The organism is Micromonospora parathelypteridis, assembly GCF_014201145.1.
GTDB lineage: Bacteria > Actinomycetota > Actinomycetes > Mycobacteriales > Micromonosporaceae > Micromonospora > Micromonospora parathelypteridis.
In genome coordinates this window covers 3,518,245-3,532,954 of record NZ_JACHDP010000001.1, presented here as the reverse complement: position 1 = coordinate 3,532,954, position 14,710 = coordinate 3,518,245, and the positions used below count along the sequence as shown (strand labels likewise).

Genomic DNA, 14,710 nt, shown 5'->3' with positions numbered 1-14,710 from the left:
TGGCTGGTGCCGGTCGGTCAGCCGGCGAAGAACTCCGGGCCGCCTTCCGGCAACGCCGGGGCCTCGCCGATCGCGGCCGCTCGCCGGGCCCACTCGCGTAGCCCGGCGACCTGCCGGTCACCGAGAGAAAAGTCCAGGGTCCGGAAGTACGTGGCCAGCGTCGCCGCGTCGAACGTCTCCCAACGGGCGGCAGCCTCCGCGACCTGGTCAAGCTCGGCGAGGCAGAGGTCCCGGGAGCGCAGGAACGCTTCGTGCACCTCCTTGACCAGGCCCGGATGGGCGGCTGCGAAGTCTCGACGAACCGCCCAGACGGCGAAGACCATCGGCAGACCGGTCCACTCTCGCCACGCCTGCCCGAGGTCGGTGACGATGAGCCCCCGCTGCGGCGCCTCGTAGTACGCCCGTAGCGCCACATCCCCGATCAGCACCCCGGCGTCGGCCTCCAGCAGCATCTGCGTCAGGTCCGGTGGGCAGCGGAAGTATTCCGGCCGCACGTTGTACTGCTCGGCGAGCAGCAGCTGAGCCAGCATCACCCCGGTCCGCGAGGTCGAGCCGAGCGCCACTCGGGCGCCGTCCAACTCGGCGAGGGGTCGGGTGGAGACCATGTTGACCGAGAGCACCGGTCCGTCACTGCCCACCGCCAGGTCCGGCAGCAGGAGCAGTTCGTCGGCGTGCTTCAGGTACTCGAGCAGCGTGATCGGGCCGATGTCGAGGTCGCCGGCGATCAGCGACGCGCTCAACCGGTCCGGCGAGTCCTTGTGCAGGTCCACGTCGAGCAGGGTGCCCGAGCGCATCAGGCCCCAGTAGATCGGCAGGCAGTTCAGGAACTGGATGTGCCCGACCCGCGGGCGTTCGATGCGCTCAACCATGACCCGACCGTATCCCCGGCGCTCGGACCCGGCTCGGCGGGCCGGCCCGGAGTGGCCAAATCCCCATCCGTCCCGGACGGCGGGCGTCGTACCGCCCGGGCCACGACCGGCACGAAGACCAGCACCACCAGTAGCCCGGCCACACCCGCGCCGGCGATCAGTGGGCGGGGCTGGACCGCCGCGAGCAATGACCCGCCGATCAGAAAGCCGGCCATCGAGCCACCCTGCACCGCCGCGCCGTAACTGGCGTACGCCCGAGCGCGAACCGCCTCCGGGACGCGACGAGTGGTGAGCAGGTTGGCGAAGACGTTCTCACCGCCGTTGGCCGCGCCGCCCACCAGCCAGAGCGGCACCAGGAGACCCGCCGCCGGCACCGTCGCGGCGAGCAGCACCATCAGGCTGCACACGCCCAGAGTGGCCAGTACCGCACGTACCAGCGCACCGTCGTCCTGGAGCCGGTTGGCGACTCGCGCGGCGAGCCAGGCGCCGGGCAGCATGCCGGCCATCCACGCAGCACTGACCAGGCCGTACGTGGTTGGTGAACCGTCCAGCGTCTCCCGGATGAAGAAGACCTCGATCACGTTGATGCCACCGATCGCCGCGATCACCACGGCGGTGCTCACCACCATGACGAGCATCAGTGGGTCGCGGCGCAGCCGCCACTCGCTGGTCGTACCCCCTGGGTTTGCCGCGCCGGTCGAGCTGGCCGCGCCGTCGGGGGTGGCCTGGCCGCGCGGTGCGGCGGCGGGCCGCCGACCGCCCCGCCGGGTCCGCAGCAGCAGGCCCGCGACCACGAGCGCCAGGTAGGTCGCGGCATCGAGAAGCAGGGGTACGCGGGTGCCGAACTGCCCCACCAACAGGCCCGCCAGCACCGGGCCGCCGAGCGCGCCGAGCGAGACAGCGGTCTGACTGATCGCGCTCGCCCGCGGCAGGTCGGCCGGGCGGACCATCGCCGGCAGTAGCGCTGCCAGGCAGGGCTGGGTCACCGCGAGCCCGCAGGCCAGCAGGGTGACGAGCCCGACCACCAGGACCGGGTGATCGACGACGGCGAGGAGCGCGCAGATCGCGGCCTGGAGCAGTCCGATGGTCACCAGCAGGGTACGGCTGTCCACCCGGTCGGCGAGCCGGCCAGCGAGCGGGGCGAGCACCACCAGCGGCAGGGTGGCAGCCAGCAGCAGCCCCGACACGGCGAGCCCTCCGGCGCCAGCACCCTGCAGGGCAAGCGCGAGAGCGGTGGCGGCGAGGAAGTCACCGCAGATCGTGATGCCCCGAGCAGTGGCGGCGAGCCAGACGTCCGGCCAGCGCGACTCGACAGTTGTGAAGGACATACTTCGAAAATAATCCTTCACAACTGGTCGGCGCAAGCCTCAGTTACGCCAGTGGCACCGTCCGGTAGTGCACGGCGACGGTACGCGCCCCCGACGGCGGATCAGACTGACGCCCCCGCAAGCGGTACGGCCGGAGCAGCGCCAGGACCGCCTCGTTCAGCCCCGCCAACTCCTCGGCGGTGAGCAGCAGCAGCGTGTCGTTGAACAGCGCCTTGTCGTACCACTCGGCCGGCTCGTCCCCGGCGCGCCGCGACCAGTCCCGGATCCGCTCCATCCCCAGGACGGCGTGCGCCTCCACCACCGCCTGCTCGGCCGCACGCGCCGTGGGCTCGGCGTCGCGCCCCGCGTCGACCATCCAACTCGCACTCACCACGCGCCACACCCGCTCGCGCGCGTCGCCCCGGCTCGGCGCCTGCTCGACCAGGCCGAACTTCGCCAGCGCCCGCAGGTGGTAACTGGTCGCGCTCGGCGACAACCCGACAATCTCGGCGCACTCGGTGGCGGTCCCACCGCTCTCGCGGCTACCCAGGTATTCCATGATGGCAATCCGCGCCGGATGGGCCAGCGCCCGCATCACCTGCGGGTCACTGATCGTCATCCGGGGCGCATCGGAGCGAGCCTCGGTCATGAACCCATGATCCCGGCAGGTCTCCCGACCCGCCACCACCCCCACGTTCCGCGCCGAGTCCACGCAACGAGGCGATGCGCTCGCCACGCGGGCCCGGCGGCGGCAGGCGGGAGGCGCCGACACAGTCGCAACGAGTGCGTCAGACCGTCGTTCCAGGCCCGGGAAAAGTGTCGTACATGCGTTCTAACATGTCTTCATGTTGAGGGCGTTGGCGCAGGCAGGCGGTGCCGTCGACGACTGTGCCAAGGCCGCGCTCTGGGCGCTCTGTGACGACCAGCTGCAGGCCTCCCTCGACGCGACGCACGTGCTGGCGCAGCGGCTGGCCACGGTCCAGCTCGGTCTGGTGCGCGAGTTGGACGCTCGCGGCGTGGCGATCGCTCAGGGCGCCTCGTCCACCGCCGTCTGGCTGCGGGAACGACTCCGGATCACCGGCCGCTCCGCGCGCCAACTCGTCCAGCTCGCCGCCTCCGTCGATGCCGCTCCGCCGGCGGTGCGCGAGGCGCTTCTCAGCGGTGCCATCACGGTCGAGCAGGGTCGAGTGGCCGCGGAGACGATCGCGGCCCTGCCGGTCGAGGCCGGCCCCGAGGTGACCGACAAGGCCACCGAGCTGCTGATCGCCTGGGCCGATCGTTTCGATCCGACCATTCTGAGCCGTCTCGGGGAGCGGGTCCTCACGCACGTCGCACCGGACCTGGCCGATCAGGCTGAGCTGGCGGCCCTTGAACGGGCCACCGAGCGGGCCGAGGCTCGTCGGCACGTCACGCTCTCCGAGCAGCAGAACGGTCGGGTACGCCTCAGCGGAAACCTCGACACCGAGACCGCGAGCTTGCTACGTGAGGCGATCGATCCGCTCTGCGCCCCGGCCGGCGAGCACGACGATCGCAGTCCCGGCCAGCGCCGGGCCGACGCGCTGGGCGAGGTCTGCCGGCTGGCGCTGCGCACCGGTCAGCTGCCCGACAACGGCGGTGACCGGCCGCAGCTCGTGGTGACCGTGTCGCTGGACGAGCTGCTCAACGGCGTACGCGCAGGCACCCTGGAGACCGGGGCGCGGCTCACGCCGGGCGCGGTCCGCCGCCTCGCCTGCGACGCGGCCGTGCTGCCTGCCGTGCTGGGCGGTGACAGCCAGGTTCTCGACGTGGGGCGCCAGCGCCGGCTCTTCACCGGACCGCTGCGGCGCGCGCTGGTGCTACGCGACGGTGGTTGCGCCTTTCCTGGCTGTGATCGGCCATCCCGATGGTGCGACGGCCACCACGTCCAACACTGGGCCGATGGTGGGGCGACGGCACTGGGCAATGCCGTGCTGCTCTGCGGCTACCACCACCGGCTCGTCCACCGCGGCGACTGGACGGTTCGCATCACGCCGGACGGTCGGCCCGACTTCCTCCCGCCCAGTTGGCGCGACGCGCAGCGCACACCGCAGCGCAACCTCTACCACCGGCGCTGCTGATGCCGGCAAGCACCTGATGCCGGCAAGCACCGAAAGGCCAGCCCCGCACTGATGGCCGGCCCAGCACCGACACGCCGACCCAACAGCGACCCGCCCGGCGACACGCCGACTCCGACAGGTGGTCGCCTGGGTAATTCGGTAGTGAGGATTCGCGGAAGAGCGTAGGGTTGCAGGCCGCTTGACGGCCGAGGTGAGCTGCACCGGAACGGACGTCTTCGCGCCGGGCGGCCGGCCATCCGCCCCCGGACACGCGAGCGCGCAGCAGATGTGAACGATGGGACGTCAGCATGCCCGCACTTGATCTCGACACCCACCTCGACACAGATCTGTCGGCCGAACGCGCACACCTGGCAACTTCGCGGGCGGCGCTGCGACGGATGCGGGAGCGGGCCGAAGACCTCTTCGCCACCGGTGACCAGGTGGCCGGCGACGCGTACGCGGCGGAGACACTCGGCCGGACCCTGGCCCGCCGGGTGGCCGAACTGGCCGACGACCCGACCACGCCACTCTTCTTCGGCCGCCTCGACTTCGCCGAGTCCACGGACCCGGACACCACGGGCCACGACAGCACGGACCGCGACACCACGGACCACGACGAGGGCTCCGGCGCGGACGCGAACAGCACGAATCATGACGGGCGGCGGTATCACGTGGGGCGGCGGCACGTCGCCGATGAGCGCGGCGAACCGTTGGTGCTGGACTGGCGGGCACCGGTTTCCCGGTCGTTCTACCAGGCCAGCGCGCGGGATCCGCAGGGCGTGGCGGTCCGGCGACGGTTCGGGTTCAGCAACGGGGTGCTGACCAGCTTCGAGGATGAGCATCTGGACCGGGGCGAAGAGCTCGGCACGACCAGTCGGATCCTCGCCGCCGAGATCGAGCGACCGCGTGTCGGGCCGATGCGCGACATCGTCGCCACGATCCAGCCGGAGCAGGACGAGCTGGTCAGGGCCGACCTTTCCGAGTCGATCTGTGTCCAGGGAGCGCCAGGCACCGGGAAGACGGCGGTCGGTCTGCACCGGGCCGCGTACCTGCTCTATCTGCACCGGGAGCGGTTGCGGCGGGCGGGCGTGCTGATCGTCGGGCCGAACCGGGCGTTCATGTCGTACATCGCGGCGGTGCTGCCGGCGCTCGGTGAGGTCGAGGTGGAACAGGCCACCGTGGAGGAGTTGATCTCCAGGGTGCCGGTCCGGGCGGTCGAGGAATCGGCTGTCGCGGTGCTCAAGCACGACGTGCGCATGGCGAAGGTGCTGCAGCGCGCGGTGCAGGCGCAGATTGGTACGCCGACAGACTCGATCACTGTGTCGGACGGTTCGTTCCGGTGGCGGATCGGGCTGGAACCGTTGCACCGGATCGTCGAGGAGACCCGCCGGGAAGGGCTGCCGTACGGCACGGGCCGGGAGCGGGTCCGGGCGCGGGTGGTGAGCCTGCTGCAACGGCAGGCCGAGGCGCGGCGGGCGGAGTCGCCCAGCGATGCCTGGCTGCGTCGGATGGGCCGCTGCCGGCCGGTGATCGACTTCCTGGACGCGGTCTGGCCGGCGCTCACCCCGGAAGGGCTGGTACACGGCCTGCTGTCCGACCCGGGCCGACTCGCCGCCGCGGCGGACGGGGTGCTCAGCGACACCGAGCAGGCGCTGCTCAGCTGGGCGAAGCCGGCTCGTACCGCGAAGGCGACCCGCTGGACCGCCGCCGACGCGGTGCTGATCGACGAGGCGACCGGTCTGCTGGAACGGCTCTCCGGGTTCGGGCACGTGGTGGTGGACGAGGCGCAGGACCTCTCCCCGATGCAGTGCCGGGCCATTGCCCGACGCAGCGAGCACGGCTCGGTCACCCTCCTCGGTGACCTCGCCCAGGGCACCGCGCCGTGGGCGGCGACGGACTGGAGAGAGTCCCTCGCCCACCTGGGCAAGCCGGACGCCGCGGTGGTCCCGTTGACGGTCGGTTTCCGGGTGCCCGCCGCGGTGGTCGCGTTCGCGAACCTGCTGTTGCCGGCGCTCGCGGTGGACGTACCGCCGGCCGAATCGCTGCGTCACGACGGCGGCCTGGACGTGCGTACCGTGAGCGACCTGACCTCGGCGACGGTGGCCGAGGTGCGCGCGGCGCTCGGGCACGACGGCTCGGTCGGCGTGATCGTCACGGACGACGCGGTCGACGGGCTGCGCGCGGCGCTGGCCGCCGCCGGTGTCGCGACCGCGACCGCCGACGACGTGGCGGCCGCGGAGCGGGTCACCGTGGTGCCCGCGACGCTGGTCAAGGGCCTGGAGTACGACCATGTGGTGGTGGTCGAGCCGGCCGCGATCGTCGCCGCCGAGCCGCGTGGGCTGCACCGGCTGTACGTGGTGCTCACTCGGGCGGTGTCCCGACTGGCGGTGCTGCACCGCGAGCCGCTGCCTGCCCCGCTGTTGACCGCCCCGGGGCTAGCGGCCCGTGAGGGCTGAGGCGATCTCGCGCAGCGGCTTGCCGGGCTCGGCGATCGGCACGGTGAACGCCAACCAGGATCCGTCGGTGAACTCGATCCGGAGCCGTTTCGGGTTGAGTCGGTGCCAGCCCACCCGGGCGTCCGCCACGGCAGCCCGGGGTGCTGACCAGACCACCTGGGTCTCGGCTACGGCCCGCGCGTCGTCGGTCTGGCTCGACCAGAGCTTCACCGGCCCGGATGCGCACGCCAGCAACCGCCGGTCGGTGACGGCGAGGATCGTGTCGTAGAGCGTGGTCACCGGGGGCACCGGGCGTCGGGAGTGTCGCAGAGTGGACGCTGCCGAGCCCGGAACTCCCCGCCCGGCGACCCCGTGGGTGATGCGGTCGACGATCCGGTCCCCGGCCGAGAAGGAGATCAACGGCGAGATCAGGTTGAGCAGCACCCCGGAGACAACGCCGCCACGACCGCCACCGGACGCCTCCGGGCTTTCCCCAACCGGAGGATCTGCCGGAAGGACGCCCTGGGCGATCTCCGCCTTCGCGACGGCGAGCACCCGCTCACCCGGCTCGACGAGCTGGCCGAGTCGTTCCTGGTAGCTGATGTCCGCCATCGGCTCAGTACCAATCCGAACGGTCGTCGTCGGTGCGGCCGTCGTCCGTCGGTCGACGGGCACCGGGCGCCTCGGCGATCACCTCGCCGACCAGCTCGCGTACCCGGGCGGCGGCTGCCTCCTGGGCACGCTTGGCGGCGGCGGTGAACTCCTCGGCCAGGGTGTACGAGTCGAGGCGCATCGCCCGGGCGTTGACGTCGGTCGAGACGATCGTGCCGTCCGCCGCGGCGGTGACCCGGACCAGGCCGGAGTCGCTCACGCCCTCGGCGCTGCTGTGTTCCAACTCGGCCATCTTGCTGGCCAGGTCGCGCTGCCAACCGTCCAGGTTGCGGGCCAGCGCCTCGATGCGGTCCAGACCGGGAAAGGTCATGTCGCTCCCTATCAGGTCAGGATGGAGTCGAAGACATTCTGCACGCCCTCGGTGTAGGGGCCCAGATCCTCGCGGTACGTGCCGTCCACGAGGTAGTTGCGGTCCTTGGTGCCGTCGGAGATGTCGTGCAGACCGACGCCGGTGTCCAGTAGTGCCCCGCCGAGGCCGGGGATGTTCACCGGCGACGTGTGATTGATCAGGAACTTGCCCGGGAAGAGTGTCTTGAACTTCTCGATCTGGAACGCCCGGGCCTCGGCCGTCCACCCGGACTTGTTCCAGGCCCGGTACGCCTTCTTCGCCTTGCGGATCTCCAGGACCGCGCGACGGTACTTCATCAGCAGCTCGGCGACCTTCTGCATCTTGGTGGCGAGCTTCGTCAGGATCTCGGCGAAGCGCGCGACGATCTTGACCATCCGGCCGACGGTGGTGGCGAGCCGCGCCAGCACCCGGACGACCGTCGCCGCGAGCGAGATGCCGGCGCTGAGCGCCGCCGCCACCGCCGCGATGATCACCTCGGTGAGGAACCAGAGCAGGAACTCGAGGATCAACTCGACCAGCAGGTTGAACGCGTCGACCGCCGCGTTGGCCGCGTCGACCAGCACCTCCTTGGTGCCGTCCAGCCCCTTGGCCAACTCCTCGATCGCCTCCTCCACCGACTGCATGGAGGCGTGGAAGCTCTCGGCGGCATCGCCCGACCAGGCGCCGCGCAGACGTGCCCGGTGCTGGACCTGCTCACCGGCGATCTCGCGCACCGCCTCGCCGGTGGTCAGGCAGAGCTGGGCGGCGCGCATCAGGTCGTCCGGCTCGCCCGCGACCAGTTCGAGCAGTTGCTCGAAGGGCCAGAGCACCGCATTGGACAGCGGCTTGAACGGGTCGGGCGTGCCCGACACGATCTGCTCGAAGTAGGTCTTGTTGCGCTGCAACGCCTCGGTGCTCACGCCGACACCTGCCCGCCCGGGGTCGAGGGGCCCTGCGACCAGGGGCCCGGTGCGATGACATCGGGAGCGGCGGGGCGGCCGGGCACGAACATGTCGGTGTTGGCCACGTCGGTGCCGGTATAGGCGTCGGCGGTGTCGTTAAGCCCGTCGGCGATGTCTGCCATCACCTCAGCGCCGTCGGCCAGCCCCTGAAGGCACGCCTCGAACTGCTCGGCGTACGACGCCGCGAGGCTGAACGACGCCGGCATCACCCCGAACGCGTGCCGGGGCACGTGCCCTTCGCCGAACGATCCGTGCAGCTCGCGGAAGCGGGCCGCCCGGTCGGTGGACGCCTTGGCGAACGCCTTCAGCGCCTCCGGCTGAACCTCCAGCTCATTGCTCGGGCTCGACACGGACCCTCCCCTGTGTCCTGCGCGACGGATCAGCCGCGACGCCTCCCCACCATAGGCACTTCCCACCGCAATCGGTTACCCCGCCCGCGACGTCGGGGGCACCCAGCTTTGACTTTGCGGCGTAAAGTTCTTTGCGTGAACCCCGACGACGATCTGCCGCCCACGGACGCCGCAGCGGCGCTCCGGCTGATCGAGGACCAGCGGTCAGCCACGGCACGCCGGCTCGAACCCGATGCCCGTCTGCTCTACTGGCCTTGGGGAGTCGCCTGGCTGGTCGGCTTCGGGCTGTACTTCCTGCGGTTCTCCCCCGACGACCGGGAGCTGCTCCGGCTGCCGGGCTGGCTGCCGCTGACCGTTCTCTTCGCGCTGCTCCTGGCTGCCGGAGCGATCCAGGCAGTCGTCAGCACGCGGGCCTACGGCCAGGTGATCGGTGACTCCGCCCGGCGTGGGCGCTGGTACGGGTGCACCTGGGCCCTCGGATCGGTAACCATCTACGCGGGGCTCGGGCGGATCTCCGAGCACCTGCCGGAGGACGTGGCGGGGCTGCTCTGGTCGGCGACCGCCGTCGGGCTGACCGGCGCGCTGCACATGGCCGGGGGAGCGGTCTGGCTGGACCGGGACCTGTTCCGGCTCGGCGTCTGGATCAGCGTGATCAACCTGGCCGGTGTGATCGCCGGGCCGGGCTGGCACGCGCTGGTCATCGCGGTGGCCGGCGGCGGCGGGATCCTGGTCGCTGGCGCGATCGCCCGACGGCGACAGCGACACCGCCAGTGAGCGAACTCGACCCGGTCATCCACGCGCAGGCCCGGCTTCGGGTCGTCGCCAGCCTCTCCGCGCTCAACGATGGCGACCGGATCGCGTTCCCCCGGTTGCAGGAACTGCTCGCGATGACCGCCGGCAACCTCTCCGTACATCTGCGCAAGCTCGAGGACGCCGGCTACGTGGAGATCAGCAAGACCCATCGTGGACGCACGCCGGCGACCCTGGTCCGGCTGAGCCGGCGAGGCCGGCTGGCGTTCGAGGAATACACCGAAGCGATCCGCACCCTGCTCGACCCCACCCTGTCGAAGGAGCATCCATGACCCTCGCCCGCGCCGACCAGGCCAGCCGCCGGTACGGCGACGTCCTCGCCCTCGACCGTGTCGACCTGGAAGTCCGGGCCGGTGAGCTGGTCGGCCTGCTCGGGCCGAACGGCGCCGGCAAGAGCACCCTGATGAACCTGCTGGTAGGTCTGCGCCGTCCCAGCTCGGGGCGGGTCGAGCTGTTCGGCGGCGACCCTCGCGATCCGGCGACCCGGCGACAGATCGGGGTCACCCCGCAGGAGACCGGCCTGCCGGGCACGCTGCGGGTCGGTGAGGTCATCGACTTCGTCTCCGCGCACTATTCCGACCCGGTGCCCCGGGGGGAGTTGCTCGACCGCTTCGGTCTGGGCGATCTCGGCAAGCGACAGACCGGTGGGCTCTCCGGCGGGCAGCGCCGCCGGTTGGCGGTGGCGCTCGCGTTCGTCGGCCGGCCCCGGCTGGTGCTGCTCGACGAGCCGACGACCGGCCTGGACGTGGCCGCCCGGCACACCCTCTGGGAGGCGATCCGCGCGTTCCACGAAGACGGCGGCACCGTGCTGTTGAGCAGTCACTACCTGGAGGAGGTGGAGGCGCTGGCCCACCGGGTGGTGGTGATCGGTCAGGGCCGGGTGCTCGTCGACGACACGATGGAGGCGGTGCGCGGCATCGTCGGCGTACGCCGCGTCAGCCTGATCGCCGACCAACTGCCCGACCTGCCGGGCCTGGTCCGCACCGAGCGGATCGACGGCCGGCTGCACCTGCTCACCACCGACGCCGACGAGCTGGTCCGCGCGCTGGTCAGGGCCGGAACGACCTTCAGCGACCTGGAGGTACGGCCGACCTCGCTGGAGGAGGCCTTCCTCGCCATCACCAGCGGTGACAAATCCACCGGGGACCAGCCCGCCGCCGAAGGCCAGCCCGCCACCGCCGCTGTCGGCGGCCGACACACCACCGTCTGAGGAGGCCACCGTGCAGCTGACCCTGGTCCACGCCCGCTACCAGCTCCTGGAGATCATCCGGATTCCGGTGGCCGTCTTCGGTAGCGCGTTCTTCCCGGCCGCCGCCATGATCTTCTTCGTGGTCCCGTTCGCGGGGGACGACGCGACCGGCGCCACCCTGGCCACCGCGTCGATGGTCACCTTCTCGGTGATGAGCGCCAACATCTTCCAGTACGGCATCGGTGTCGCCGAGGATCGCGACCAGCCGTGGAACCCGTACACCCGGACCTTGCCGGCCGGGCCGGCGCCCCGGTTCGCCGGCCGGGTGCTCGCCGGCCTGGCCCTGACCTACCTCTCGCTTATCCCGGTCGTGGTGATCGGCGCGACGCTGACCGCGGCCCGCATCAGCCCGGCGGCGTTCCTGCTGGCCGCCGGCACCGTGGCCGTCATCTCGGTGCCGTTCACGCTGATGGGGCTCGCCGTCGGCTACTCGCTGCCGAGCAAGGCGGCGATCGTGATCGCTCAGGTGCTCTTCCTGCCGCTCGCGTTCGGCGGCGGCCTGCTCTCCGCGCCGGGTGAGGCACCGGGGTTCATCGAGACGATCGCGCCGTACCTGCCCACCCGGGGAGCGGCGGAGCTGATGTGGGCGTCGGCCGGGGACTACCGCGTCCAGCCACTGGCGGTGATCATGCTCGGTGTCTGGGTGGTGGTGCTCGCCACGCTCGCAGCCTGGGCCTACCGGCGAGACGAGGGTCGCCGGTTCAGCTGACGATTCGTCCGTTTCCGCCCCGGACCGCGGCGGGACGGTGCCAGGATTCCGGCAGGGGGTCGTCGTGGCCGCCCGGGCCGAGAGGGGTCTTGACCGTGAGCACCGTCCCGCCGGGTACGCCCTGCTGGGCCGATCTGGCCACCCCGGACCTGACCGACGCGCGGCGCTTCTACCCCGAGTTGTTCGGTTGGACCGGCCGGGTGACGCCGGAACCCGAGGCGGGCGGCTACACGGTCTTCCTCCTCGACGGCAGGCCGGTCGCCGGGGCCGGGCCGCCAGCGATCCCGGACCAGGTGCCCATCTGGTCGACGTACCTCGCGACCGATGACGCGGAACTGGTCGCCGGCCGGGTCGAACGGGCCGGCGGGCAGGTGGTGGTGCCGCCCTTCGAGGTCTTCGACCGAGGCTGGATGGCGGTCTTCGCCGACCCGGCCGGCGCGACGTTCAGCGTCTGGCAGCCGCTGGCGATGGCCGGTGCCGAAGTGTTCAACGTGCCGGGCGCGATGAGCTGGAACGAGCTGGTCACCCCCGACCCCGAGGGCGCGAAGGTCTTCTACGAGCTGGTGTTCGGGTGGCAGCCGGACGACCAGGCGGTGGGCCCCATGACGTACACCGGGTGGCGGCTCGGGACGCAGATCGTCGCCGGGATGATGCCGCCGCTGGCCGACGACTTCCCGGCCGACCTGCCCGCGTACTGGACGGTCTACTTCGCGGTGGCCGACGCGGATGCCGCCGCGGCCCGCGCCGCCGAGCTGGGCGGGACGATCCTCGTGCCACCCCGTGACATCCCGGCGGGCCGGTTCGCAGCCCTACGCGACCCCCAGGGCGCGCTCTTCTCCGTCATCGACCTGGGCCCCTGACGCAGACCCCGCGCTCGTGCTCGCCCCGACCCTAAGATCGCGCTCGATCCTGGATGTAGTGGCCTCCCGCACCCCGGACCCCCCTGTTTCCAGGATCGAGCACGATCTTGCGCCGGGTGGACCCCCGCCAACCTCATCATCGAGGCGTGGGGCGGGGCGGGCGGACGGGGACCACCAGGGGGCCGTGGGTGCCGGGAACCACTCGGACGCTGGCCCGGTAGTGGGTGGCGAGCAGGTGCTCGGTCAACACCTCCGGCGGGGTCCCGGCGGCCACCACCTGACCACCGGCGAGCAGCACCATCCGGTCGGCGTACTCGCCCGCCAGGGAGAGGTCGTGCATCGTGGCGAGGACGGTCAGGCCGTGCTCGCGGCGCAACTGGTCGACCAGCTCCAGCACCTCCTGCTGGTGACCGATGTCGAGAGCGCTCGTCGGCTCGTCGAGCAGCAGCAACGTCGCGCCCTGGGCGAGCGCCCGGGCGAGGAACACCCGCTGCCGTTCGCCTCCGGAGAGGGTGACCAGCTCGCGTCGGTGCAGGCCGGTGAGGTCCAACCGACCCAGCACCTCGTGCACCGCGTCGACGTCGGCGGTCGACTCCCGGCCCAGCGTCGGGATGTACGGGGTGCGGCCGAGCAGCACGTAGTCCAGCACCGACATGCCGGGCGGCACCACCGGGGACTGCGCCACCGTGGCCACCATCCGGGCGCGGTCCCGGCGGCGCAGCGCGGCGCTCGCCGTACCGAACAGGGTGATCGCCCCCGGCGCGGGCAGCAGGCCGCCGACGGCGCGCAACAGGGTCGACTTGCCGGCGCCGTTCGGGCCGATCACGGTGACCCACTCACCGACGGCGACGGCCACGTCGACACCGGTCAGGATCGGTGTGCCGCCCAGGCTGACGTGCAGCCCCCGCACCTCGACGGCGGGCACGTCAGCGTCGACCGACCGGCCGGCAGCGGACGAACCAGCGGTGGCTTCGGGACTCACGTGAGCACCCGCCGAGCGGTCCGCAGCACGATCACGAAGAACGGGCCGCCCAGCAGTGCGGTCACCACTCCGATCGGCACCTCGCTCGGAGCCGCGGCGGTACGGGCCACCACATCGGTCAACGCCAGGAACGCACCACCGAACAGCAGTGACATCGGCAGGATCACCCGGTAGCTCGACCCAGCCAGCAGCCGGACGGTGTGCGGCACGATGATGCCGACGAAGCCGATCAGCCCGGTCGCCGAGACCGCCGCCGCGGTGCCCAGGGAGGCGGCGGCGATCAACAGGTAGCGGGTGCGCTGCGGGTGCAGGCCCAGACTCCTCGCCTCGTCGTCACCGACCGCGAGGACGTCCAGCTCGCGGCGGTGCAACAGCACCACCACGGTGGTCAGCGCCGCGTACGGCAGCACCAGCAGCACATCGTGCCAGCCCGCAGTCGCCAATCGACCGAGCAGCCAGGAGTAGACCGGCTGGATGCTGTCGGAGTGCCGTTGCAGCAGGTACGTCTGCCCGGCGGAGAGGAACGCGGAGACCGCCACCCCGGCCAGGATCAGCATCGCCGGCGACCCCCTGCGCCCGCCAGCGGCGCCGAGCACGTAGGTCATCGTCACGGCGAGCAGCGAACCGGCGAACGCGGCCAGCGGGATGGTCATCGGCAACCCGGAGATCGCACCCTCCCGGCCGGCGCCGCCGAGCGCGATCACCGCGGTGACCGCCAGGCCGGCGCCGGCGGCCACACCGAGCAGGTACGGGTCGGCCAGCGGGTTGCGGAACACACCCTGGTAGCAGCCGCCGGCAAGGGCGAGCAGGCCGCCGACGAGCAGGCCCAGCACCACCCGGGGCAGCCGCAGCTCGGTGACGATCGCGATCTCCCGCTCGGACAGCCCGCTGTCGAGATGCACCCCTGGAATCAGGTTGAGCAACTCGGCGGCGACACTGCCCGGCGGCAGACTCACCGGGCCCAGCGACACCCCGGCGACGAGCGCGACGAGCACCGCGAACACCCCGATGACCAGCCACCGCGTACGCAGCCCCGCAGGCCGGGCAACCGACTGCGGGGCTCGCGAACCCGGCTCACTCCTGGCGCTCACCGATTGACGGT

Annotated in this window: 16 protein-coding genes; 7 read left to right on the top strand and 9 right to left on the bottom strand. The window is 71.8% G+C overall.

What is annotated here, in order from left to right; translation table 11 throughout:
* Window positions 1-17: 17 nt before the first annotated feature.
* Genes HNR20_RS15930 through HNR20_RS15920 form a run of 3 tightly spaced genes read right to left on the bottom strand, consistent with a single transcriptional unit; the run spans window position 18 to window position 2,825 of the window.
* Window positions 18-869, bottom strand: a complete 852-nt coding sequence (locus HNR20_RS15930) for a menaquinone biosynthetic enzyme MqnA/MqnD family protein (protein WP_184180654.1) — start codon at window positions 867-869, stop codon at window positions 18-20.
* Complete coding sequence (locus HNR20_RS15925) at window positions 821-2,197, bottom strand: MFS transporter (RefSeq protein ID WP_184180651.1); 1,377 nt, start codon at window positions 2,195-2,197, stop codon at window positions 821-823. The genes HNR20_RS15930 and HNR20_RS15925 overlap by 49 nt, the downstream gene beginning before the upstream one ends.
* Before the next feature lie 43 nt (window positions 2,198-2,240).
* Window positions 2,241-2,825 (bottom strand): ArsR/SmtB family transcription factor, encoded by a 585-nt coding sequence (locus tag HNR20_RS15920; protein WP_184180649.1) that lies wholly within the window; start codon window positions 2,823-2,825, stop codon window positions 2,241-2,243.
* Between the two features lie 196 nt (window positions 2,826-3,021).
* Here HNR20_RS15920 and HNR20_RS15915 point away from each other — a divergent pair, with 196 nt between their 5' ends.
* A complete protein-coding gene (locus HNR20_RS15915; RefSeq protein ID WP_184180648.1) occupies window positions 3,022-4,272 on the top strand; it encodes an HNH endonuclease signature motif containing protein in 1,251 nt (416 codons plus the stop codon).
* A 287-nt stretch (window positions 4,273-4,559) separates the two neighbouring features.
* Window positions 4,560-6,707 carry a HelD family protein gene (locus HNR20_RS15910; protein WP_184180646.1) on the top strand — a complete coding sequence of 716 codons (2,148 nt, stop codon included), beginning with the start codon at window positions 4,560-4,562 and terminating at the stop codon, window positions 6,705-6,707.
* Here HNR20_RS15910 and HNR20_RS15905 read toward each other — a convergent pair.
* The 4 genes from HNR20_RS15905 to HNR20_RS15890 are packed head-to-tail and all read right to left on the bottom strand — an operon-like array spanning window position 6,687 to window position 8,998.
* Entirely contained in the window at window positions 6,687-7,298 is a 612-nt protein-coding gene (locus tag HNR20_RS15905; RefSeq protein WP_184180644.1) for a hypothetical protein, read from the bottom strand. The two genes, HNR20_RS15910 and HNR20_RS15905, sit on opposite strands and share 21 nt — an antisense overlap.
* A gap of 4 nt (window positions 7,299-7,302) precedes the next feature.
* Window positions 7,303-7,668, bottom strand: coding sequence for a YbaB/EbfC family nucleoid-associated protein (locus HNR20_RS15900; protein WP_184180642.1), 366 nt, complete (start codon window positions 7,666-7,668; stop codon window positions 7,303-7,305).
* An 11-nt stretch (window positions 7,669-7,679) separates the two neighbouring features.
* Window positions 7,680-8,606, bottom strand: a complete 927-nt coding sequence (locus HNR20_RS15895) for a WXG100 family type VII secretion target (RefSeq protein WP_184180640.1) — start codon at window positions 8,604-8,606, stop codon at window positions 7,680-7,682.
* Complete coding sequence (locus tag HNR20_RS15890; RefSeq protein WP_184180638.1) at window positions 8,603-8,998, bottom strand: WXG100 family type VII secretion target; 396 nt, start codon at window positions 8,996-8,998, stop codon at window positions 8,603-8,605. The genes HNR20_RS15895 and HNR20_RS15890 overlap by 4 nt, the downstream gene beginning before the upstream one ends.
* Window positions 8,999-9,133: 135 nt before the next feature.
* On the opposite strand from HNR20_RS15890, the gene HNR20_RS15885 reads away from it, so the two are divergent.
* The 5 genes from HNR20_RS15885 to HNR20_RS15865 all read left to right on the top strand — a co-directional run bounded on the left by HNR20_RS15885 (window position 9,134) and on the right by HNR20_RS15865 (window position 12,626).
* Window positions 9,134-9,772, top strand: coding sequence for a transporter (locus HNR20_RS15885; protein WP_184180636.1), 639 nt, complete (start codon window positions 9,134-9,136; stop codon window positions 9,770-9,772).
* Window positions 9,769-10,080, top strand: coding sequence for a transcriptional regulator (locus tag HNR20_RS15880; RefSeq protein ID WP_184180634.1), 312 nt, complete (start codon window positions 9,769-9,771; stop codon window positions 10,078-10,080). The genes HNR20_RS15885 and HNR20_RS15880 overlap by 4 nt, the downstream gene beginning before the upstream one ends.
* Window positions 10,077-11,018: an ABC transporter ATP-binding protein gene (locus HNR20_RS15875; protein ID WP_184180633.1), complete on the top strand. Its 942-nt coding sequence runs from the start codon at window positions 10,077-10,079 to the stop codon at window positions 11,016-11,018. Before HNR20_RS15880 ends, HNR20_RS15875 begins: the two co-directional genes overlap by 4 nt.
* A gap of 10 nt (window positions 11,019-11,028) precedes the next feature.
* The gene (locus HNR20_RS15870; protein WP_184180631.1) at window positions 11,029-11,766 is read left to right on the top strand and encodes an ABC transporter permease; all 738 of its coding nucleotides are present in this window, start codon (window positions 11,029-11,031) and stop codon (window positions 11,764-11,766) included.
* Between the two features lie 95 nt (window positions 11,767-11,861).
* Window positions 11,862-12,626 (top strand): VOC family protein, encoded by a 765-nt coding sequence (locus tag HNR20_RS15865; RefSeq protein WP_184180629.1) that lies wholly within the window; start codon window positions 11,862-11,864, stop codon window positions 12,624-12,626.
* A gap of 136 nt (window positions 12,627-12,762) precedes the next feature.
* On the opposite strand, the gene HNR20_RS15860 is transcribed toward HNR20_RS15865, so the two are convergent.
* Entirely contained in the window at window positions 12,763-13,551 is a 789-nt protein-coding gene (locus HNR20_RS15860) for an ABC transporter ATP-binding protein (protein WP_184188512.1), read from the bottom strand.
* A gap of 53 nt (window positions 13,552-13,604) precedes the next feature.
* Window positions 13,605-14,699 carry a FecCD family ABC transporter permease gene (locus HNR20_RS15855; RefSeq protein WP_184180627.1) on the bottom strand — a complete coding sequence of 365 codons (1,095 nt, stop codon included), beginning with the start codon at window positions 14,697-14,699 and terminating at the stop codon, window positions 13,605-13,607.
* Window positions 14,700-14,710: the final 11 nt, after the last annotated feature.